Origin of the sequence: Acidovorax sp. NO-1 (assembly GCF_000238595.1) — a bacterium.
Taxonomy (GTDB): domain Bacteria; phylum Pseudomonadota; class Gammaproteobacteria; order Burkholderiales; family Burkholderiaceae_C; genus Acidovorax.
Map to the genome: position 1 here is coordinate 41,564 of NZ_AGTS01000143.1, position 21,019 is coordinate 62,582.

17 protein-coding genes and 1 pseudogene are annotated in these 21,019 nt (G+C 63.3%); 15 read left to right on the forward strand and 3 right to left on the reverse strand.

The features are described from left to right. Positions 1-9 precede the first annotated feature (9 nt). The 6 genes from KYG_RS19895 to KYG_RS19920 all read left to right on the forward strand — a co-directional run bounded on the left by KYG_RS19895 (position 10) and on the right by KYG_RS19920 (position 7,053). Positions 10-783 carry an RNA methyltransferase gene (locus KYG_RS19895; protein WP_008906725.1) on the forward strand — a complete coding sequence of 258 codons (774 nt, stop codon included), beginning with the start codon at positions 10-12 and terminating at the stop codon, positions 781-783. A 277-nt stretch (positions 784-1,060) separates the two neighbouring features. Beyond that, on the forward strand, positions 1,061-2,233 hold the full coding sequence (gene carA, locus KYG_RS19900; protein WP_034695527.1) for a glutamine-hydrolyzing carbamoyl-phosphate synthase small subunit: 1,173 nt from the start codon (positions 1,061-1,063) through the stop codon (positions 2,231-2,233). A 20-nt stretch (positions 2,234-2,253) separates the two neighbouring features. Beyond that, positions 2,254-2,679 (forward strand): hypothetical protein, encoded by a 426-nt coding sequence (locus tag KYG_RS19905; RefSeq protein ID WP_008906727.1) that lies wholly within the window; start codon positions 2,254-2,256, stop codon positions 2,677-2,679. Positions 2,680-2,689: 10 nt separating this feature from the next. After that, on the forward strand, positions 2,690-5,935 hold the full coding sequence (gene carB, locus KYG_RS19910) for a carbamoyl-phosphate synthase large subunit (protein WP_008906728.1): 3,246 nt from the start codon (positions 2,690-2,692) through the stop codon (positions 5,933-5,935). 180 nt (positions 5,936-6,115) lie between these two features. Next, the gene (gene greA, locus KYG_RS19915; RefSeq protein WP_008906729.1) at positions 6,116-6,592 is read left to right on the forward strand and encodes a transcription elongation factor GreA; all 477 of its coding nucleotides are present in this window, start codon (positions 6,116-6,118) and stop codon (positions 6,590-6,592) included. An 11-nt stretch (positions 6,593-6,603) separates the two neighbouring features. Then, a complete protein-coding gene (locus KYG_RS19920) occupies positions 6,604-7,053 on the forward strand; it encodes a DUF4149 domain-containing protein (RefSeq protein ID WP_034695561.1) in 450 nt (149 codons plus the stop codon). A 56-nt stretch (positions 7,054-7,109) separates the two neighbouring features. On the opposite strand, the gene KYG_RS19925 is transcribed toward KYG_RS19920, so the two are convergent. Together KYG_RS19925 and KYG_RS19930 are read right to left on the reverse strand one after the other, a co-directional pair. Continuing rightward, positions 7,110-7,886, reverse strand: a complete 777-nt coding sequence (locus tag KYG_RS19925; protein WP_008906731.1) for a hypothetical protein — start codon at positions 7,884-7,886, stop codon at positions 7,110-7,112. Further along, positions 7,886-8,359, reverse strand: a complete 474-nt coding sequence (locus tag KYG_RS19930) for a YhbY family RNA-binding protein (RefSeq protein ID WP_008906732.1) — start codon at positions 8,357-8,359, stop codon at positions 7,886-7,888. Before KYG_RS19930 ends, KYG_RS19925 begins: the two co-directional genes overlap by 1 nt. 47 nt (positions 8,360-8,406) lie before the next feature. On the opposite strand from KYG_RS19930, the gene KYG_RS19935 reads away from it, so the two are divergent. The 9 genes and pseudogenes from KYG_RS19935 (at position 8,407) to KYG_RS19975 (ending at position 18,600) form a co-directional block, all read left to right on the forward strand. Further along, on the forward strand, positions 8,407-9,069 hold the full coding sequence (locus tag KYG_RS19935; protein WP_008906733.1) for an RlmE family RNA methyltransferase: 663 nt from the start codon (positions 8,407-8,409) through the stop codon (positions 9,067-9,069). Positions 9,070-9,244: 175 nt separating this feature from the next. Further along, the gene (ftsH, locus tag KYG_RS19940) at positions 9,245-11,167 is read left to right on the forward strand and encodes an ATP-dependent zinc metalloprotease FtsH (protein ID WP_008906734.1); all 1,923 of its coding nucleotides are present in this window, start codon (positions 9,245-9,247) and stop codon (positions 11,165-11,167) included. A 119-nt stretch (positions 11,168-11,286) separates the two neighbouring features. Continuing rightward, positions 11,287-12,117, forward strand: coding sequence for a dihydropteroate synthase (gene folP, locus KYG_RS19945; RefSeq protein WP_034695531.1), 831 nt, complete (start codon positions 11,287-11,289; stop codon positions 12,115-12,117). A 104-nt stretch (positions 12,118-12,221) separates the two neighbouring features. Next, the gene (gene glmM / locus KYG_RS19950; RefSeq protein ID WP_008906736.1) at positions 12,222-13,556 is read left to right on the forward strand and encodes a phosphoglucosamine mutase; all 1,335 of its coding nucleotides are present in this window, start codon (positions 12,222-12,224) and stop codon (positions 13,554-13,556) included. A gap of 23 nt (positions 13,557-13,579) precedes the next feature. Beyond that, a complete protein-coding gene (locus KYG_RS19955; protein WP_008906737.1) occupies positions 13,580-14,113 on the forward strand; it encodes a GNAT family N-acetyltransferase in 534 nt (177 codons plus the stop codon). 202 nt (positions 14,114-14,315) lie between these two features. Then, positions 14,316-15,347, forward strand: a pseudogene (locus tag KYG_RS19960) (amino acid ABC transporter substrate-binding protein). 199 nt (positions 15,348-15,546) lie between these two features. Continuing rightward, complete coding sequence (locus KYG_RS19965; RefSeq protein ID WP_008906738.1) at positions 15,547-16,725, forward strand: amino acid ABC transporter permease; 1,179 nt, start codon at positions 15,547-15,549, stop codon at positions 16,723-16,725. A 4-nt stretch (positions 16,726-16,729) separates the two neighbouring features. Next, positions 16,730-17,833 (forward strand): amino acid ABC transporter permease, encoded by a 1,104-nt coding sequence (locus KYG_RS19970; protein ID WP_008906739.1) that lies wholly within the window; start codon positions 16,730-16,732, stop codon positions 17,831-17,833. Between the two features lie 23 nt (positions 17,834-17,856). Next, positions 17,857-18,600 (forward strand): amino acid ABC transporter ATP-binding protein, encoded by a 744-nt coding sequence (locus KYG_RS19975; protein WP_008906740.1) that lies wholly within the window; start codon positions 17,857-17,859, stop codon positions 18,598-18,600. A 96-nt stretch (positions 18,601-18,696) separates the two neighbouring features. Here the strand turns inward: KYG_RS19975 and KYG_RS19980 are convergent, their stop codons facing one another. Further along, a complete protein-coding gene (locus tag KYG_RS19980) occupies positions 18,697-20,922 on the reverse strand; it encodes a bifunctional diguanylate cyclase/phosphodiesterase (RefSeq protein WP_050813902.1) in 2,226 nt (741 codons plus the stop codon). Between the last annotated feature and the right edge of the window lie 97 nt (positions 20,923-21,019).

The following is a 21,019-nucleotide window of genomic DNA, read 5'->3' on the forward strand; positions in this document are numbered from 1 at the left end:
TGTCTGCCCATGACTTCGTCGTTGATCACCACCATCCATTCGCGGGACAACACCTTCGTGAAAGACCTGCGCCGTCTTGCGCAGGACACCACGGCCTACCGCAAGCAGGGCCGGGTCTGGCTGGAGGGCGACCACCTTTGCCGTGCGGCCCTGGAGCGTGGCCAGCGCGCATCCATTGCGGTGTTTTCAGAGTCTTTTTGGCCTCTGGCGCAGGTGGAATGGGCGCAAGCAGCTATTAAATTCATAGTAATTGCTGATGCGCTCTTTGCCGACATCAGCGGGCTGGAGTCCCCCGCCCGCATGGGTTTCATCATGGATCTGCCCGCGCCCGCTGCGCTGCAGCCGGATACAGCCACCGTCGTGCTGGACCGTGTTCAGGACGCGGGCAACGTGGGCTCCATCCTGCGCAGTGCGTCAGCGTTCGGGTTCCGGCAGGTGGTGGCCATCAAGGGCAGTGCGGCCCTGTGGTCGCCCAAGGTGCTGCGCGCCGGCATGGGGGCGCATTTTGCGCTGGACCTGATTGAGGGTGTGGAGCACGGCGAACTTCAATCGCTGCAGGTGCCCATGCTCGTCACCAGCTCGCACACGGGCGACTGGCTGCACCGTGCCGCCTTGCCCTGGCCGTGTGCCTGGGTGTTGGGCCACGAAGGGCAGGGCGTATCGTCTGCTCTGGAGGAACGCGCTGCGATGCGCATCCGCATCGCGCAACCCGGCGGGGAAGAGTCCCTCAACGTCGCGGCAGCGGCGGCAATCTGCCTGCATGCCAGCGGCGCCGGGCGCTGACGCCGCCGGTAGCCAAGCCTGCGGACGGACCCGCGGGGGCGGGCCCTTGTCCCCGCCAATACCCAAGAACACTGGCTGTGGCAACAAGGTTATGCAAGGCATGCATTTTCCGGCAAACCTGCACCGAGAGATATAATCGGGAGCTTTTCTCGCAACAGCGTCGCCCGACCGCACCCAAAGCAACAACCCATCTGAGAGCAGCCACCAGCACTTGCGTACCTTTGCGTGCACGAGTGGACTGCAGGCGCCGGGCGACCGTAACCATCCGGAGAACCCAGTGCTTTTGTCTCTACAGGGAAACTTCCCGCCCGCCATCCTGGCGCTCGCAGACGGCACGGTCTTTATCGGCAATTCGATTGGTGCCACCGGCACCACCGTCGGCGAGGTGGTGTTCAACACCGCCATCACCGGCTACCAGGAAATCCTTACCGACCCGAGCTACTGCCAGCAGATCGTGACCCTCACGTATCCGCACATCGGCAACTACGGCGTCAATGTGGAGGACATCGAAGCCGACAAGGTCCACGCCGCAGGCCTGATCATCAAAGACCTGCCCTTGCTGGCAAGCAACTTCCGCTCGACGGAAACGCTCTCTCAGTACCTTGTGCGTGAGAAGACGGTGGCCATCGCCAACATCGATACCCGAAAGCTCACTCGGCTGCTGCGCAGCAAGGGTGCGCAAAACGGCGCCATCATCGGCCTTGCCGCAGGGCAGGCTGTCACGCAGGCGCTCATCGACGAAGCCATCGCCAAGGCCAAGGCGGCCCCCAACATGGCCGGGCTGGATCTGGCCCAGGTGGTGACCACGGCAGCGCGTTATGAGTGGACCCAGACTGAGTGGAAGCTGGGCACCGGTTACGGCGAGCTGTCGGTACCGCAGTTTCACGTAGTGGCGTACGACTTTGGCGTCAAGAAGAACATCCTGCGCATGCTGGCCGAGCGCGGCTGCAAGGTCACCGTCGTGCCCGCGAAGACGCCTGCCGCTGAGGTGCTTGCCATGAAGCCGGATGGTGTTTTCCTGTCCAACGGCCCTGGCGACCCAGAGCCTTGCGACTACGCGATTGCAGCGACCCGCACCATTGTGGACAGCGGCATGCCTACCTTCGGCATCTGCCTGGGGCACCAGATCATGGCCCTGGCCGCAGGCGCCAAGACCTTCAAGATGACCCACAGCCACCACGGTGCCAACCACCCGGTGAAGGACCTGGACACGGGCCGCGTGAGCATCACGAGCCAGAACCACGGTTTTGCGGTGGACATGGACTCGCTGCCCGCCAATCTGCGCGCCACGCATGTGAGCCTGTTTGATGGCACGCTGCAAGGGCTGGTCCACAAGGACAAGCCCGCTTTCTGTTTCCAGGGGCATCCTGAGGCATCCCCCGGTCCGCACGACATCGCATACCTGTTTGACCGCTTCACCGACGCCATGCGCGCGGCAAAAGCCGGTTAAGCGCGGAAGGAAACAGCACCATGAAACTGTTCAGCTTCCCCCTTGCATCGCTGGAAAAAGCGATCCACAAGCGTGTCCTGACCCTGCCTTCGCCCCACCGTGAGTGGTTCACGGAACGTTGGGCGCAAAAGCCCTACAAGAAAGCGTTTGTCGAGAACAAGGCCATGCCGCTCGTCACGCTCGTGGCCAAGGGCAAGACGCTGGACGATGCCGCCTTTGCAGAGCTGCTGCAGGAGTGGGAAGTGACGTTTTATGACGCGGAAGAAGAAGTCTTGCGCCCACTGATCCAGGGCGACGGCCTGCTGCAGCTGATGCAGAAGAACCTTCCTCCCGCACGCGCCGAGGCGCTGCTTGCCAAGTTGACCCAGCGGCGTTTGCCCGCAGATGCAGCAGCAGCCTCAGCCCCCACCCCCAGCCCCCAGGCAGCCGAACCCACGATCGACTGATCGACGCACCATGCCAAAACGCACAGACATCAAAAGCATTCTCATCATCGGCGCTGGCCCGATCATCATCGGCCAGGCCTGCGAGTTCGACTACTCCGGCGTGCAGGCCTGCAAGGCCCTGCGCGAAGAAGGCTACAAGGTCATCCTGATCAACAGCAACCCTGCCACGATCATGACCGACCCGGCCACCGCCGATGTGACCTACATCGAGCCCATCACTTGGCAGACGGTCGAGAAGATCATCGCCAAGGAGCGTCCCGACGCCATCTTGCCCACCATGGGCGGCCAGACCGCGCTGAACTGCGCGCTGGACCTGTGGCACAACGGCGTGCTCGACAAGTACAAGGTCGAGTTGATCGGTGCCACACCCGAAGCCATCGACAAGGCCGAAGACCGCCTGAAGTTCAAGGACGCCATGACCAAGATCGGTCTGGGCTCCGCGCGCTCCGGCATCGCCCACAGCATGGACGAAGCCTGGGCCGTGCAAAAGACCGTGGGTTTCCCCACCGTGATCCGCCCCAGCTTCACGCTGGGCGGGACCGGCGGCGGCATTGCCTACAACCCTGAAGAGTTCGAGACCATCTGCAAGCGCGGCCTCGAAGCGTCGCCCACCAACGAGTTGCTGATTGAAGAGTCGCTGCTCGGCTGGAAGGAGTACGAGATGGAAGTGGTCCGCGACAAGGCGGACAACTGCATCATCATCTGCTCCATCGAAAACCTCGACCCCATGGGTGTGCACACGGGCGACTCGATCACCGTGGCCCCCGCGCAGACGCTGACCGACAAGGAATACCAGATCATGCGCAACGCCTCGCTCGCGGTGCTGCGCGAGATCGGCGTGGACACGGGCGGTTCCAACGTGCAGTTCTCGGTCAACCCGAAGGACGGCCGCATGATCGTCATCGAGATGAACCCGCGCGTGTCGCGTTCGTCGGCGCTGGCCTCCAAGGCCACGGGCTTCCCGATTGCCAAGGTCGCCGCCAAGCTGGCCGTGGGCTACACGCTGGACGAGCTCAAGAACGAAATCACGGGCGGTGCCACGCCTGCATCGTTCGAGCCTTCGATCGACTACGTGGTCACCAAGATCCCACGTTTTGCGTTCGAAAAATTCCCCACGGCCGACAGCCGCCTGACCACGCAGATGAAGTCGGTGGGCGAGGTCATGGCCATGGGCCGCACCTTCCAGGAATCCTTCCAGAAAGCCCTGCGCGGCCTGGAAGTTGGCGTGGACGGCATGAACGAGAAAACCCAGGACCGCGAGACGCTCGAAAAAGAACTGGGCGAGCCGGGCCCCGAGCGCATCTGGTATGTGGGTGACGCCTTTGCCATGGGCCTGTCGGTGGACGAGGTGTACGACCTCACCAAGATCGACAAATGGTTCCTGGTGCAGATCGAGGAGATCGTGAAGATCGAACTCGAACTGGACCAGCTCGCCGCTGAGAAGGGTGAGGGCGCACTGGCATCGCTGGATGCTGACACGCTGCGCGCGCTCAAGAAGAAGGGCTTCTCGGACCGCCGCCTGGCCAAGCTGCTCAAGACCACTGAAAAGTCGGTGCGCGAAGCACGCCGCGCGCTCAACGTGCGCCCCGTGTACAAGCGCGTGGACACCTGCGCGGCCGAGTTCGCCACCAACACCGCCTACATGTACTCGACCTACGAGGACGAGTGCGAAGCGGAGCCCACGAACAACAAGAAGATCATGGTGCTGGGCGGTGGCCCGAACCGCATCGGCCAGGGTATCGAGTTTGACTATTGCTGCGTGCACGCCGCACTCGCCATGCGCGAGGATGGCTACGAAACCATCATGGTCAACTGCAACCCCGAAACCGTGTCCACCGACTACGACACGTCGGACCGCCTGTACTTCGAGCCGCTCACTCTCGAAGACGTGCTCGAGATCGTGGACAAGGAAAAGCCGGTTGGCGTGATCGTGCAGTACGGGGGCCAGACGCCGCTCAAGCTCGCACTGGGCCTGGAAGCCGAAGGCGTACCGATCATCGGCACCAGCCCGGACATGATCGATGCTGCGGAAGACCGCGAGCGTTTCCAGAAGCTGCTGGGTGACCTGGGCCTGCGCCAGCCGCCCAACGCTACCGCACGCACTGAAGCCGAAGCACTGGAAAAAGCCGCCGCCCTGGGCTACCCCCTTGTGGTGCGCCCCAGCTACGTGCTGGGTGGCCGCGCGATGGAAATCGTGCACGAGCAGCGCGACCTGGAGCGCTACATGCGCGAGGCCGTCAAGGTGAGCAACGACTCGCCCGTGCTGCTGGACCGCTTCCTGAACGACGCCATCGAGTGCGATGTGGACTGCCTGCGCGACCCCGAAGGCAAGACCTTCATCGGTGGCGTGATGGAGCACATCGAGCAAGCGGGCGTGCACTCGGGTGACTCGGCCTGCTCGCTGCCCCCTTACTACCTCAAGCAGGCCACGGTGGATGAGCTCAAGCGCCAGTCTGCCGCCATGGCGGAAGGCCTGAATGTGGTGGGCCTGATGAACGTGCAGTTCGCCATCCAGGAAGTGGACGGCCAGGACGTGATCTATGTGCTGGAAGTGAACCCCCGCGCCTCGCGCACGGTGCCGTTCGTTTCCAAGGCCACCGGTATCCAGTTGGCCAAGGTCGCGGCGCGTTGCATGGCCGGCCAGACGCTGGCTTCGCAGGGCATCACCAAGGAAGTCACCCCGCCTTACTTCAGCGTGAAGGAAGCCGTTTTCCCCTTCGTCAAGTTCCCGGGCGTGGACACCATCCTCGGCCCAGAGATGAAGTCGACCGGCGAAGTCATGGGCGTGGGCAAGACCTTTGGCGAAGCCTTTGTGAAGAGCCAGCTGGGTGCGGGCACCAAGCTGCCCACCTCGGGCAAGGTGTTCCTCACCGTGAAGAACAACGACAAGCCCCGCGCAGTGGATATCGCGCGTCAATTGGTGGCGCTGGGCTTTGATCTGGTGGCCACCAAGGGCACCGCTGCAGCGATTGCCGAGGCGGGTGTCCCGGTGGTGGTGGTCAACAAGGTCACCGAAGGCCGTCCGCACATCGTGGACATGATCAAGAACAACGAGATTGTCATGGTCATCAACACCGTCGAAGAGCGCCGCAATGCGATTGCCGACTCGCGTGCAATCCGCACCTCGTCGCTGCTGGCCCGCGTGACCACCTTCACGACCATCTTCGGTGCCGAGGCCGCCGTGGAGGGCATGAAGTACCTGGACAAGCTCGACGTGTACTCGGTACAGGAGCTGCACGCCCAACTGGCTGCTTGAGCACCGGCAAAAGCGGCATAATTGCCGCCTGAACAGAGACCGCCGCGCGGCAACGTGCGGCGGTTTCCTTTTGTAGACTCGCCCATCTTAGTGTTCCGCCCCGTGCGGGCATGCATGGCGACTGACCGGTGGAAGTGCTTTTGGCGCTTTCACCGTTTTGACTTATGGAGACACAACACGATGGCCACCATTCCGATCACCAAGCGCGGCGCTGAAAAGCTCAAGGAGGAGCTGCATCGCCTCAAAACCATTGAACGCCCCGCCGTGATCACGGCCATTGCAGAGGCGCGTGCGCAAGGTGACCTCAGTGAAAACGCCGACTACGACGCCGCCAAAGACCGCCAGGGCTTCATCGAAGGCCGCATCCAGGAGATCGAGGGCAAGCTGTCGGTGGCGCAGGTGATCGACCCCAGCGCCGTGGATGGCGGCGGCAAGGTGGTCTTTGGCGCCACGGTGGAGCTGGAAGACGAAGAGTCTGGCGACCTCGTGAAGTACCAGATCGTGGGCGAGGACGAGGCGGATCTGAAGCAGGGGCTTATCAATATCTCGAGCCCCATCGCCCGTGCGCTGATCGGCAAGGAAGAGGGCGATACCGCCGAAGTGCAGGCGCCCGGCGGTATCCGCCGTTACGAAGTGGTCGCAGTCAGCTACCAGTGAACTGGCACGGCATGTTCCACCGCCTTCCTACCCTGGTCGCTGCGCTCTGGTGGGGCAGCCTGACCACCATCGGGTTTCTGGTGGTGCCGATGCTGTTTGCCCACCTTCCGTCGCCCATGGCGGCGGGCAACATGGCGGCGAAGCTTTTTGCCGCACAGACCTGGGTGGCGGTGGCCTGCTGTCTGGTGTTGCTGCTGATTTCAAGGCCAAAACAGGCTGTAGCGCAGTATCCATGGGCGCAAGCTGCTATGGTTTTTATACTTGGCGGGCTGCTGCTGGCACTGCTCACGCAGTTTGGCGTGGCCCCCCGGATCGTGGCGCGGCAGGATCTTCGCCTGTGGCACAGCGTGGGGACGGTGATGTATGCGCTGCAGTGGTGCTGCGCACTGGCAGTGTTGTGGCAAACACTGCGACAGGACCCGGTACCGCCGTCCTCGCCCGGCGGGTCTGCCGACACCTGAACGCCAGTTGCCTGAAGGGCGTCCGGCGCAGCAGCCAGGGCCGCTGCAGAAGCAGCCTATTCGCGCCAGTGCTCGGCCACCCACGTGGCAGGCTGAATGAAGCGAAACCGCCGGTTGCGCCGCCCGGCCAAAGCATCGGGGGGATTGCATTCCCCATGAAATATCACGATGCGTGCGCCCGCTGGCACAAACGGCGGGCGCCAGTAGTTGGTCGGCCAGGGAGGTATGCCGTGGTATTTGAAACTCGGGCACCACGCAGCGGGCCAGTATTGCAACTTGCCCTGCCGGTGCAGAAAGTCCGACAAATAGGCCTGCTCATTGCGGAACTGCGCGCGGATTTCCGGGAAATGCGTGCGAAAGTGCTCCAGCACGTCAGGATGTGCGCCGAGCTCAAAGCGATAGACCGACGAGTTGCCCGTGATGCGCCAGGGACGCTTGTAGTCGTGGATGATCAGAAATTCGCCCGGCTGGGTGAAAAAGTCGTCCAGGCTGCCGGTGATGACCACGTCCACATCCAGGAACAAGGCGGTGCCGCGCAGCCCGTGCAGGTCTTTGCTGAAGGTGGCCAGCTTGGTCCAGCCCCGTTCGGGGATGCCGGGCGGCAGGTCGAGCGCAGGGATGGGCAGGCATTGCACTTCGCTGCGAATGCCGGTGCTGTCATCGGTCAGGCACACAAAGCGGAAGTCGCCGCTCAGGTGCCTGCGCACCATCGCATACAGCCGGTTGACGTATTCGGGGCCGTATTTCGTGCCCCATTTCATGCAGAGGATGTGGCGGGCGGGGGCCGATCCGGCAGGGGCAGCAAAGGCTGCCGGGCCTGCATCGTGGCTCATCAGTCGGCCTGGCGCTTCTTGATGGATTTTTGCTTGGGTTTGGCGCGCTTGATCTGGCCGCCCGGGGTGAGTCGCTGGTTGCCCAGCACGCGCAGTTGCTTGATCTCGGGGCGCTGGCCGCCGCGCTTGCTGTACTTGAGCACCTTGACGTCGCGCGGGCCGGGCATGCGGTCCTCATCGACCGTACGCTCCTTGACGGGTTGGGGGCGCCACAGCACCAGCAGCTTGCCGATGTGCTGGATCGGGGCTGCGTTGAGTTCGGCTGCAAGTTGCTGGTACATCAGCTCGCGGGCGGTGCGGTCGTCATTGAAAACGCGCACCTTGATGAGCCCGTGGGCGTTCAGTGCAGCGTCAATCTCCTTCTGCACAGCAGGAGTCAAGCCATCGCCACCGACCAGGACGACGGGGTCCAGGTGGTGGGCATTGGCGCGTTGTTCCCGGCGCTCGGCGGGAGTCAGTTGAATTTGGGGCATGGGCCGTATTATCGGCGGTGCTGATTGTCGAGAGACAATGGAGCGGTATGAAAGTCAAAACCCAAAGCAAGAAGGTCAACAAGGCGTGGTTGAACGACCATGTCAACGACACCTACGTCAAATTGGCCCAGAAAGAGGGTTACCGGGCCCGCGCTGCCTACAAGCTCAAGGAAATCGACGAACAACTGGGGCTCATCAAGCCGGGTTACACCGTGGTGGATCTCGGTTCCACACCAGGCGCCTGGAGCCAATACCTGCGCAGGCGCATGTCGCCAGCCGGCGCTGCGTCGGGGCAGCTGAACGGGGTGATCATCGCGCTGGACATTCTGCCCATGGAGCCCATCGAGGGCGTTACCTATATCAACGGTGATTTTCGTGAGCCGGAGGTGCTGGAACACCTGGAGCAGGCGCTGGAGGGAAGGGTGGTGGATGTCGTCGTGTCGGACATGGCACCCAATCTGTCCGGGATCGAATCGGCTGACGCCGCGCGCATTGCGCATCTGGTCGAGCTGGCGGTGGATTTTGCCTGCAACCATTTGAAACCGGATGGTGCTTTGGTGGTCAAGCTGTTCCATGGCAGCGGCTACAGTGATCTCGTGACCCTCTTCAAACAGACCTTCAAGGTCGTCAAGCCCCTCAAACCCAAGGCCTCGCGGGACAAGTCTTCCGAAACCTTCCTGGTGGGCATGGGGCTCCGGAAAACAGCCTGAGCGGGCTTGCCGCACATCAAGACTTCGCCGAACAGGGCTGAAAAGCCCGCGCTGTTTCCATGGGCGCTAGGGGGATTAGGGATGGCCGCCCGACTTGAAAGTCCTAAAATGGGCCGCACATGCGTGCCATGACGGCATCGTGTCCGTTTTCTGTTTCCTGTAACTGGAGCTCCGCTTGAACAATCAGTGGTTTTCAAAAATTGCCGTGTGGCTGGTTATCGCCATGGTGCTGTTCACGGTGTTCAAACAGTTTGACACCCGTGCCGGAGCCGGCGCAGGCCACGTCGGCTATTCGGAGTTCCTGGAGGAAGTCCGCAGCAACCGCATCAAGAGCGCCACCATCCAGGAAGGCCAGGGCGGCACCGAGATCGTGGCCGTCACCAACGACGACCGCAAGATCCGCACGACCGCCACCTACCTCGACCGTGGCCTCGTGGGCGACCTGATCAACAACAACGTCAAGTTCGACGTCAAGCCACGCGAAGAAGGGTCTCTCCTCATGACCCTGCTGGTCAGCTGGGGCCCCATGCTGCTGCTGATCGGCGTGTGGGTTTACTTCATGCGCCAGATGCAGGGCGGCGGCAAGGGCGGTGCCTTCAGTTTTGGCAAGAGCAAGGCACGCATGCTGGACGAGAACAACAACCAGGTCACGTTCGCGGATGTGGCCGGTTGTGACGAGGCCAAGGAAGAAGTGAAGGAAGTTGTGGACTTCCTGAAAGACCCGCAAAAATTCCAGAAGCTGGGTGGCCGCATTCCACGGGGCCTGCTCCTCGTGGGTCCTCCCGGAACCGGCAAGACGCTGCTGGCCAAGTCCATTGCAGGCGAAGCCAAGGTGCCTTTCTTCAGCATCTCCGGCTCTGACTTTGTGGAGATGTTTGTGGGTGTGGGCGCGGCGCGCGTGCGCGACATGTTCGACAACGCCAAGAAGAACGCGCCCTGCATCATCTTCATCGATGAAATCGACGCCGTCGGACGCCAGCGTGGTGCGGGCCTGGGCGGCGGCAATGACGAGCGCGAACAGACCCTGAACCAGATGCTGGTGGAGATGGACGGCTTCGAGACCAACCTGGGCGTGATCGTGGTGGCAGCCACCAACCGCCCCGACATCCTGGATGCCGCCTTGCTGCGCCCCGGCCGTTTCGACCGGCAGGTGTACGTGACGCTGCCCGACATCCGCGGCCGCGAGCAGATCCTGAACGTGCACATGCGCAAGATTCCGGTGGGCCAGGATGTGAACCCCGGCATCATCGCCCGTGGCACGCCCGGCATGAGCGGTGCCGACCTGGCCAATCTGTGCAACGAGGCGGCGCTGATGGCTGCCCGCCGCAACGCCCGCACCGTGGAAATGCAGGACTTTGAAAAGGCCAAGGACAAGATCCTCATGGGCCCCGAGCGCAAGAGCATGGTCATGCCCGAGGAAGAGCGCCGCAATACGGCCTACCACGAGTCTGGCCACGCGCTTATCGGCAAGCTCCTGCCCAAGTGCGACCCTGTTCACAAGGTCACCATCATCCCCCGTGGCCGCGCCCTGGGCGTGACAATGAGCCTGCCCGCGCAAGACCGCTACAGCTACGACCGCGAATACATGCTCAACCAGATCAGCATGCTGTTCGGTGGCCGTATTGCCGAAGAAGTGTTCATGAACCAGATGACCACCGGTGCCAGCAACGACTTCGAGCGCGCCACGCACATCGCCCGTGACATGGTGACGCGCTACGGAATGACCGATGCCCTGGGCCCCATGGTCTACGCGGAGAACGAAGGCGAAGTGTTCCTCGGCCGCTCGGTCACCAAGACCACCACCATGAGCGAGCAGACCATGGAAAAGGTGGACATGGAGGTGCGTCGCATCATCGACGAGCAGTACAACCTGGCCCGCCGCCTGATCGAGGAAAACAGCGACAAGATGCACGCCATGGCCAAGGCCCTGCTCGAATGGGAAACCATCGACACCGAGCAGCTTGATGACATCATGGCTGGCAAAGAGCCCCGGCCACCGAAGGACTGGACGCCTCGCACGCCTCCCTCTTCGGGTGGAGACAACTCCAGTGGCGGAACGCCTGCCGTGACGACCGATACCGCGCCCTCTGCTGCGTGAGTGTGGTTTGAGTCAGCCATCCAACGGGGCCACGCGCCCCGTTTTTCATGGCCGCTGTGGCGGCGCCTGTTGGATGAAATGCTTCGGTGCAGGCCCTCGCGCCGTTTTCGGATGAACCCATGACCTGGCTTACTTCACGGTTTTCTGTTGACCTCACGCAGCCCTGCGTGATGGGTATTGTCAACGTCACCCCTGACTCATTCTCCGATGGGGGGCGCAATGCCTCGACTGCCAGTGCGCTGCGCCACTGCGAACAGCTCATCAAGGATGGCGCGCACATTTTGGATATCGGTGGAGAGTCCACGCGGCCCGGCAGCCCCCCGGTCTCTCTGGCAGAAGAGCTGGCACGTGTGGTGCCCGTGGTGCGCGACGCGGCCACGCTGGGTGTGCCGATATCCGTGGACACCTACAAGCCCGAGGTGATGCAGGCCGTGCTGGACTTGGGGGCCGACATCATCAATGACATCTGGGCCCTGCGTCAGGCAGGGGCAGCAGCGGTGGTGGCCGCGCATCCGCGCTGCGGCGTGTGCCTGATGCATATGCATCGCGATCCGCAGACCATGCAGGTGGCGCCCATGGCGGGCGATGTAGTGCCCGATGTGCTATCGTTTTTGAAGCAATCGGCGCTTGACCTGCAAGCGCTAGGGGTCGAAAAGAACCGGATAGTGCTGGACCCGGGCATAGGTTTCGGAAAAACGGTGGAGCAGAATTTCGCGCTGCTCGCAAGGCAGTCGGTCTTGCAGGCGGCGGGCTATCCGGTTCTGGCGGGGTGGTCACGCAAATCCTCGCTGGGTTCGGTCACCGGGCTCGACGTACAGGATCGCCTGGCACCCAGCGTTGTGGCGGCCGTGTTGGCGGTGGACCGGGGCGCATCGGTAGTGCGGGTGCATGACGTGCGCGAAACGGTGGCGGCACTGGCCGTGTGGGCGGCCATGCAAAGGGCGGTCTGAGGCCGGTAAAGCAGGAAGGCTGGTACGGCCACACTGGATGTCCATGCCGGCGAGGGTCCGGCGATTCACAAAACAACGAAAATCTCACGAGGAGACGCTACAGCATGACGCGCCAGTATTTTGGAACCGACGGCATTCGCGGCACGGTGGGGGAGCCGCCCATCACCCCCGATTTTGTTTTGCGCCTGGCCCATGCGGTGGGGCGTGTGTTGCGTCGCACGGAAGAGCGGCCCACCGTGCTCATTGGCAAGGACACGCGCATATCCGGCTACATGCTCGAGAGCGCCCTGGAGTCGGGGTTCAACTCGGCGGGCGTGGATGTGGTGTTGCTCGGTCCCTTGCCCACGCCCGGCGTGGCGTACCTCACACGCGCCCAGCGCGCGAGCCTGGGGGTGGTGATCAGCGCCAGCCATAACCCCTATCCCGACAACGGCATCAAATTCTTCAGTGCGCAAGGCACCAAGCTTTCTGACGAGTGGGAGCTTGCAGTGGAAACGGCTCTCGCTGAGGCCCCTGTGTGGGCCGACTCGGCCAGCCTGGGCAAGGCGCGGCGGCTGGATGATGCGGCGGGGCGTTACATCGAGTTCTGCAAAAGCACCTTCCCCCACGACCTGACCTTGAAAGGGCTCCGGATTGTGGTGGATGCGGCGCATGGTGCAGCCTACCAGGTGGCCCCCAAGGTGTTCCACGAGCTGGGTGCTGACGTGATATCGATAGGCTGTGCACCGGATGGCCTCAACATCAATCACGAAGTTGGCGCCACACACCCCGACGCCCTGGTGCGTGCGGTGCGTGCCAACCATGCGGATTACGGCATCGCGCTGGACGGCGATGCCGACCGCCTGCAGGTGGTGGATGCCACGGGGCGCCTGTACAACGGTGACGAGCTCTTGTACCTGATGGCGTCCGACCGCATGGGCCGCGACGAGCATGTGCCGGGCGTGGTGGGCACGTTGATGACCAACATGGCCGTCGAGGTGGCACTGCAGCAACGGGGCGTGAAGTTTGTGCGGGCCAAGGTGGGCGACCGCTATGTGCTCGAAGAACTGTCGCGCCACCAATGGGTGCTGGGCGGCGAGGGTTCGGGCCACCTGCTGGCGCTGGACCGCCACACCACCGGCGACGGCCTTGTCAGTGCGCTGCAGGTGCTGCAGGCCTGTGTGCGCAGCGGTAGCACCCTCGCGCAGCTGCTGGCCGACATCACGCTGTACCCGCAGGTGCTGCTCAACGTCCGCCTGCCCCCCGGACTGGACTGGAAGTCGAACCGGTTGCTGGCAGACACCACCCGGGCCGTGGAACAGGAGCTTGGCGACACCGGTCGCGTACTGATCCGCGCGAGCGGCACCGAGCCGTTGCTGCGGGTGATGGTGGAGGCGCGCGAGGTGCAGGTGGCCAGCGCGTGTGCACAGCGACTGGCAGATGCAGCCCGCGCGGGCTGATGGGCTGGAGAAACGGGCGTTTCATGAACCCTTCCGCTTCTGAAGCCTCTGACTCCATCACCATCTGCCGCGCGGACTACGGCAACGCACACGACGCCGCGGCACTGGTTGCACTGCTCGACAGCTATGCGCGGGAGCCCGCGGGCGGCGGCGTCCCCTTGCGCGACGATGTCAAACAAGGCTTGGTTGAAGCACTGGGCCAGCGCCCCCAGGCCTTCAGCGTGCTCGCCTGGGCCACGCGGCCAGAGGCCGCCGGAGGCCGGGTACCCGTGGGCCTTGTGAATTGCTTTGAAGGGTTTTCGACCTTTGCCTGCCAGCCGCTGGTGAACGTGCACGACGTCGTGGTGCTACCGGCGTGGCGGGGGCAGCGCATTGCCCAGCGGATGCTGCACCTTGTCGAGGCCATTGCCCGTGAGCGCGGCGCCTGCAAACTCACGATGGAAGTGCTCTCTGGCAACGAGAGCGCCTTGCGCGCCTATGCCCGCGAAGGCTTTGCCGCCTACACCCTCGACCCCGAAATGGGGCAGGCACAGTTCTTGCAAAAAATACTGGATTGAACTGGCTGCTGGCACCATCCAAATCCTAGCCCGTCGCGCGGAAATCCGTCGCGGCGAGGCGCACCAAGGGTTTGCCTCGACCGCGTAAACCCCGATGCCCGTCGGGGGGACGTATCGTTAAGGTCCGGGTTCGGCACCAAGAACGCGCACTGCAGCGGTTCAAGGTCATCCACATTCCATCTTGTTTTGGAGAGAGCCCGTTATGAACAAATCCCCATTGCGCATTGCCGCCGCCTGCCTTGCCACCGCAGCCGCATTTGCGAGTGCCCCGGCGCACGCCGGCAAGACCCTGGACGGTATCAAGTCCCGTGGCCAGGTGGTCTGCGGTGTCAACACCGGACTGGCCGGGTTCTCTGCGGCAGACTCCAACGGCAAATGGTCCGGTCTGGACGTGGACATCTGCCGCGCCGTGGCTGCGGCCGTGCTGGGCGATGGTGAGAAGGTCAAGTACGTGCCCTTGAACGCACAGCAGCGCTTTACGGCCCTGTAGTCGGGCGAGGTGGATGTGCTCTCGCGCAACACCACGTTCTCGCTCACACGTGATGCATCCCTGGGCCTGCACCAGACAGCAGTGACCTACTACGACGGCCAGGGCTTCATGGTGCCCGCCAAGAGCAACATCAAGAGCGCCAAACAGCTCAAGGGTCAGACGGTGGGCGTGCAATCCGGCACCACCACCGAGAAGAACCTGACCGACTATTCCAAGGCGAACAACCTCGCGATCAAGCCGGTGGTGTTCGAGAAGGTGGAAGCTGCCACGGGTGCCTACTTCGCTGGCCGCTGCATCGCCTACACCACCGACGCCTCGGGCCTGGCCTCGGTGCGCAACAAGGAAGCCAAGGACCCCACCGAGCATGTGATCCTGCCCGAGCTCATCTCCAAGGAGCCGCTCGGCCCCATGGTGCGCCGGGGTGACGACGAGTGGTTTGCCATCGTCAAGTGGGTGGTGTATGGGCTGATCGAGGCGGAGGAATATGGCATCACCCAGGCCAATCTTGATCAGATGAAGACCAGCACCGATCCCGTGGTGCAGCGCATTCTGGGTACCACGGAAGACACCGGCAAGCTGCTGGGGCTGGAGCGCGACTGGATGGCCCGCGCCATCAAGACGACGGGCAACTATGGCGAGATCTTTGAGCGCAACGTGGGGCCCAAGTCGGCCCTGGCCCTGCCGCGTGGTCTGAACAACCAGTGGAACAAGGAAGGCCTGATGTACGCCTTCCCGATTCGCTGATCCTGGCCACCCTGTGGTGTGCTTGCGCACGCCACAGCCGTTGTGCCGGATGCCGCCGGCTGGCCCTGCGCTGGCAAGCGGTACCCCATTTCCTGATGGATACCGAGGCTCCACGCGCTACCGTGTGTGCGACCTTGTCCTGTCGTGACCTCTGACACCCCGGAGGTTGCGCGTTCCCATCGTCTTTGATTGAGCAGGCATGCCACCCTCCCGCCTTCCTCCCAAAAAACGCTCCTGGTCCTGGCGCAGTCAGGCCTTCCGGGGGCTGATCTACCAGTTGCTGGCTGCTGGCCTGATTGGCTTCGTGGTGTGGTTTCTGGCCAAGAACACCATGCACAACATGCAGGTGCGCGGCATCCAGAGCGGGTTTGATTTTTTGACCCAGCCCGCCGGTTTTGACATTGGCGAAGGCCTGTACCCGTTCGACTCCGGCGAGCCCTACTGGCGCGCATTCCTGATGGGCGTGGTCAATACGCTGCGGGTTGCGGTGATTGGCATCGTGCTGACCACTGTGCTCGGTACCTTGCTGGGCGTGGGGCGCTTTTCACGCAACGCATTGGTGCGTGGCCTGTGTTCGGCCTATGTGGAGCTGTTTCGCAACGTGCCGATCCTGCTGCAGTTGCTGACCTGGTACCTGGTGCTGACCGAAACCCTGCCCGCCAGTTACGAGCCCTGGAAAGTGGGTCCGTTCTTCCTGAGCAAGGGCGGGCTCAACTTTCCGATCCCTGTGTGGGCCACGGGCCACGGAGTCGCCGCTGTCGGGCTGCTGCTGGGGTGCGTGGCGGCGTGGGCTTACCGGCGTTGGGCCATGCGGCAGTTTGAAGCCACGGGCCGGATTCGCAGCACCTTCTGGGTGCCCGTGGCCGTGGTGTTGGCCGGGGGGCTGCTGGGCTGGCTGGCCGGCGGTGCGCCCGCGCAAATGAACTCGCCCATCAAGGGGGAGTTCGCCATCGAGAATGGCGGCGCGCTGACGCCCGAGTTTCTGGCCGTGTTGCTGGGCCTCACGTTCTACACATCGGCCTTTGTGGCCGAAGTGGTGCGCGCCGGTATCCAGTCGGTCTCCAGCGGGCAGGGCGAGGCGGCAGCGGCGCTGGGGCTCAACCGCAGCCAGCAGATGCGCCTGGTGATGCTGCCGCAGGCCTTGCGCGTCATCATTCCGCCGCTGACCAGCCAGTACCTGAATCTCACCAAAAACTCCTCGTTGGCGGTGGCCATTGGCTACCCCGATGTCGTGTCGATCTCCAACACCGCGCTGAATCAGACCGGACGTGCGGTGGAATGCATTTCCATCGTCATGCTGGTGTACCTCAGCACGTCCCTCATCACCTCGCTGCTGATGAACTGGTACAACGCGCGCGCCGCGATCAAGGAGCGCTGACACCATGGTGGCCAAAACCTTTGAACCCATTGCCCCGCGCCCCGCGCCGGTGCAAAACCGCGGCCTCGCTGGATGGCTGCGCAGCAACCTGTTTGCCGACTGGAAAACCTCGCTCTCCACCGTCATCCTGGGTGGGTTGCTGCTCTGGTATGTGCCGCAGTTCCTCAATTGGGGTGTGTTCCAGGCCATCTGGCGGCCAGATTCTGACGCCTGCCGGGTGGACGGGGTCGGCGCCTGCTGGGGCGTTATCGCCGAGAAATACCGCCTCATCATCTTCGGGCGCTATCCGTTTGACGAACAGTGGCGCCCCCTGGTGGCCACGGTGCTGATGGTGTCGATGCTGGTGGCCAGTTGCACCCGTGCGTTCTGGCGCCCGTGGCTGGTGTTGCTGTGGGCGGTGGTGCTGGCCAGTTTTTTTGGCCTGATGTACGGCAACGTGCTGGGCCTGACTAAGGTGGAAACCGACCGCTGGGGCGGGTTGCCGCTCACCATATTGCTGGCCTCGCTGTCCATCGTGATGGCGTTCCCACTGGCCTTGGTGGTGGCGCTGGGCCGGCGGTCGTCGCTGCCGGCCATCCGCACGTTCTGCACCATCTATGTGGAGCTGGTGCGCGGGGTTCCGCTGATCTCGGTGCTGTTCATGGCATCGTTCATGTTCCCGCTGTTCATGCCCCAAGGCATGACGATTGATGTGCTCATCCGCGTGCTGGCGGGCATCACGCTCTTTGCTGCGGCCTATATGGCCGAGGTGATCCGGGGTGGCTTGCAGGCCATTCCCAAGGGGCAGGTGGAGGCGGCTGCCACGCTGGGCCTGTCGTACTGGCAGACGCAGCGCAAGATCGTGCTGCCGCAGGCGCTGGCCATTGTGGTGCCCGGCATCATGAACAGCTTCATCGCGATCTTCAAGGACACCTCGCTGGTCACCATCGTGAGCCTGTACGAGCTGACCGGCTCGCTGGGGCTGGCCCTCAACTCCGATGCCGACTGGCGGCCCTACAAGATCGAGGGCTACCTGTTCATCGCGCTCATCTACTTTGCGTTCTGTTTCTCCATGTCGCGCTACAGCCTGTGGGTGGAGAAGCAGGCCAACAAAGGACGCCAGCGCTAATGCCACCCGAAATCCATTCCGCCATGTCTGAACCCATCATTACCTTTGACAAAGTCAACAAGTGGTACGGCAATAACTTTCATGTACTGCGCGATATCGACCTGCAGGTTGCCAAGGGCGAGCGCATTGTGGTGTGCGGCCCCTCGGGCTCGGGCAAATCCACGCTGATCCGCTGCATCAACCGGCTGGAAGAGCACCAGGAAGGGCGCCTGATTGTGGATGGCGTAGAGCTGTCCGACGACATCAAGGCCATTGACACCATCCGCAAGCAGGTGGGCATGGTGTTCCAGCAGTTCAACCTGTTTCCGCACCTGACAGTGCTGGAGAACCTGACACTCTCGCCCATGTGGGTGGGCAAGCTCCCCAAGAAGGAGGCCGAGGCGCGTGCCATGCAGCAGCTCGAACGCGTGCGCATTGCCGAGCAGGCGGGCAAGTACCCGCTGCAGCTCTCGGGCGGGCAGCAGCAGCGCGTGGCAATTGCGCGGGCCTTGTGCCTCACGCCCAAGATCATGCTGTTTGACGAGCCGACGTCGGCCCTGGACCCGGAGATGATCAAGGAAGTGCTGGACGTGATGATCGAGCTGGCAAACCAGGGCATCACCATGATCTGCGTCACGCACGAAATGGGCTTTGCCAAGGCGGTGGCCGACCGCGTGATCTTCATGGACCAGGGACAGATCGTGGAGCAGAACACCCCGACCGAGTTCTTCAACAACCCACAGAACGAGCGCAGCCGCGATTTCCTGTCCAAGATCCTCGGTCACTGAGGGTTGGCAGTGCGGATTTCAATGTCTTGGTGCTATTAAATTAGTAGCTGTTAGCGCTTGCTGGATAAGCGCTGGAGACCGTTTTTGATTGAATTTCTAGTGCACGATGCGTCGCATGAAAGCCTCCAGCTCCGGCGCAGGTAGCGGCGTGCTGAAGTGATAGCCTTGCGCTTCGTCGCAGCCCTGTTCCCGCAGGAACGCCAGCTGGCCCTCCGTCTCCACGCCTTCGGCCGTGGTGCGCATGCCAAGGGCCTGTGCCATGCGGATGATGGCGCTGACGATGGCACGGTCGTTGATGTCGTTGCCCAGGTCGCGCACAAACGATTGATCGATCTTGAGCTTGAAGATCTGGAACCGCTTGAGCTGGCTGAGCGATGAATAACCGGTACCAAAGTCGTCCATCGACATGCGCACGCCGCGCGCGTGCAGCTGGTCCATGGTGGCCACCGCGGCGTGCGGGTCGTCCACGGCCACGCCTTCGGTCAGCTCCAGCTCCAGCGAATCCGGCGGCAGGTCAAACTCGGCCAGCATGCGGCTGACCAGCTCGGGCAGCTGGGGCTGGCGGAACTGGATCGCCGACAGGTTGACCGCCATCGCGAGCCCCGGGAACCCGCCGCATCGCCAGGTCTTGAGCTGGGCCAGCGCCGTGCGCAGCACCCATTCGCCGATCTGCAGTATCTGGCCGCTGTCTTCCGCGATGGGGATGAATTCGGCGGGAGACACAGGGCCCAGTTGCGGGTGGTGCCAGCGCAACAGCGCCTCCACGCTGTGCACCGAGCCCGTTGCAAGGCACATCTGTGGCTGGTAGTGCAGGTGAAACTGGTCGCGCTCCAGCGCGCGGCGCAAGGCGTTCTCCAACTGCAGTGCGCGCACCGACTGGGCCTGCATCTCGGGCGTGAAGAAGCGGAACGTGTTGCGGCCGTCCAGCTTGGCGTGGTACATCGCCACGTCGGCCGACTGGGTCAGGGTGTCGAAGTCGGCACCGTCCTGCGGGAACAGCGCAATGCCCATGGACGGCGCCATGGTGAGTTCGTGGTGGTCAATCTGGTAGTGCTGGCGCGAAGCCTCCTGCAGCTTGCCAGCCACGCGCGCAGCGCCGTGGGCGTTGGCACCGGGCAGCAGCAGGATGAACTCGTCACCACCCAGGCGTGAGACGGTGTCCTTGTCGCGCACCACCGCCCGCAGCCGCTTGGCGATCTCGACCAGCAGCGCGTCGCCCACGCGGTGGCCCAGTGAGTCGTTGACATGCTTGAAGTGGTCCAGGTCCAGGAAGATCACCGCCAGGGGGGTTCCGCCCGCTTGCGCAACGCGGATGGCCTTCTGCGCGCGCTCGGACAGCAGTGTGCGGTTGGGCAGGCCGGTCAGCGCGTCGTAGTGCGCCAGCCAGTAGATGCGCTCCTGGTCAGCCTTGCGGTCGCGGATCTCCTGGTGCAGGTTGTCCACAGTTTCACGCAGCTCGCGGGTGCGGTCTTGCACCTGCCGCTCAAGGTTCTCATGGGCACGGGCCAGCGCGGCCTGGGCCTGCTTGCGCTCGGTGATGTCCATCGTGATCCAGATGGAGCCTTGCGCCGGGTCGACGGGGTCTATGGGTTTGCTGCGCACCTCGCAGATGACGGGCGAGCCGTTCTTGCGGCACAGCTCCACCTCGCCTTCGTACGAGTGCCCGGCCGCCAGAGCGGGGTAGCACCGCTGGCCAACCTCTTCCCATGCTGCATCGCTGGCATACCAGCGGCGCGATGGGGAGCCCATCAGCTCGCCCGGTTCGTAGCCCAGCATCTGCTCGAAATGGTCGTTGCAGCGGGTCAGATGCCGGTCGCGCAGGAAAACGATGCCCACCATGGCGCTGTCAAACAGCAACTGCTTTTCACGCACTGCCGCGCTCAGTGCGGCCTGGGCACGTTTTTGCTCGTCGATATCGTCAACGATCCAGATCGAACCCTCGGTGGTGTCGTGGGGGTTGATGAGCCGCCCGGTGAGGCTGCCCCAGAACGCGCTGCCATCGCGGCGCCGCAGCTGGCGCTCTACGCGAAAGGACTGCCCCTGGGCCAACACCGGGTAGGCGGAGCGCGCCAGTTCGCGAAAAGCCTCGCGGTTCGGATAGAACGCCTCGGTGCTGAGGCCGACCATCCGCTCGGCAGCGGCATAGCCAAAAATTTCCGCATACCGCTGGTTGCAGCGCACCACGCTGCGCTGGCGCAAGAAAACAATGCCCACGCCCGCGCTGTCGAGCAGGATTTGCTGTTCACGCAGGGTGCGTTGCAGGGGTGTATCGGGGGCAACAGCCGGGCGCTGCAATTGCGGAGTGCTGTACGGCGGAGACATGGAGACCGTTGCGGCAATGGGGCCAGGCGGCCTGATGTTTGTTGCAAATTGTAGCAGCAGGCAGATTCAGCCCGGTGCTTCGCACCCGGCCACGACA

Bases quoted from the DNA above. Each gene is read 5' to 3' on its own strand.
- KYG_RS19970 (WP_008906739.1), top strand. From the start codon at position 16,730: ATGGTGGCCAAAACCTTTGAACCCATTGCCCCGCGCCCCGCGCCGGTG.
- KYG_RS19955 (WP_008906737.1), top strand. From the start codon at position 13,580: ATGAACCCTTCCGCTTCTGAAGCCTCTGACTCCATCACCATCTGCCGC.
- KYG_RS19905 (WP_008906727.1), top strand. From the start codon at position 2,254: ATGAAACTGTTCAGCTTCCCCCTTGCATCGCTGGAAAAAGCGATCCAC.
- folP (WP_034695531.1), top strand. From the start codon at position 11,287: ATGACCTGGCTTACTTCACGGTTTTCTGTTGACCTCACGCAGCCCTGC.
- KYG_RS19895 (WP_008906725.1), top strand. From the start codon at position 10: ATGACTTCGTCGTTGATCACCACCATCCATTCGCGGGACAACACCTTC.
- KYG_RS19935 (WP_008906733.1), top strand. From the start codon at position 8,407: ATGAAAGTCAAAACCCAAAGCAAGAAGGTCAACAAGGCGTGGTTGAAC.
- KYG_RS19930 (WP_008906732.1), bottom strand. From the start codon at position 8,359: ATGCCCCAAATTCAACTGACTCCCGCCGAGCGCCGGGAACAACGCGCC.
- KYG_RS19925 (WP_008906731.1), bottom strand. From the start codon at position 7,886: ATGAGCCACGATGCAGGCCCGGCAGCCTTTGCTGCCCCTGCCGGATCG.
- carB (WP_008906728.1), top strand. From the start codon at position 2,690: ATGCCAAAACGCACAGACATCAAAAGCATTCTCATCATCGGCGCTGGC.
- glmM (WP_008906736.1), top strand. From the start codon at position 12,222: ATGACGCGCCAGTATTTTGGAACCGACGGCATTCGCGGCACGGTGGGG.
- KYG_RS19975 (WP_008906740.1), top strand. From the start codon at position 17,857: ATGTCTGAACCCATCATTACCTTTGACAAAGTCAACAAGTGGTACGGC.
- KYG_RS19920 (WP_034695561.1), top strand. From the start codon at position 6,604: ATGTTCCACCGCCTTCCTACCCTGGTCGCTGCGCTCTGGTGGGGCAGC.
- greA (WP_008906729.1), top strand. From the start codon at position 6,116: ATGGCCACCATTCCGATCACCAAGCGCGGCGCTGAAAAGCTCAAGGAG.
- KYG_RS19980 (WP_050813902.1), bottom strand. From the start codon at position 20,922: ATGTCTCCGCCGTACAGCACTCCGCAATTGCAGCGCCCGGCTGTTGCC.
- KYG_RS19965 (WP_008906738.1), top strand. From the start codon at position 15,547: ATGCCACCCTCCCGCCTTCCTCCCAAAAAACGCTCCTGGTCCTGGCGC.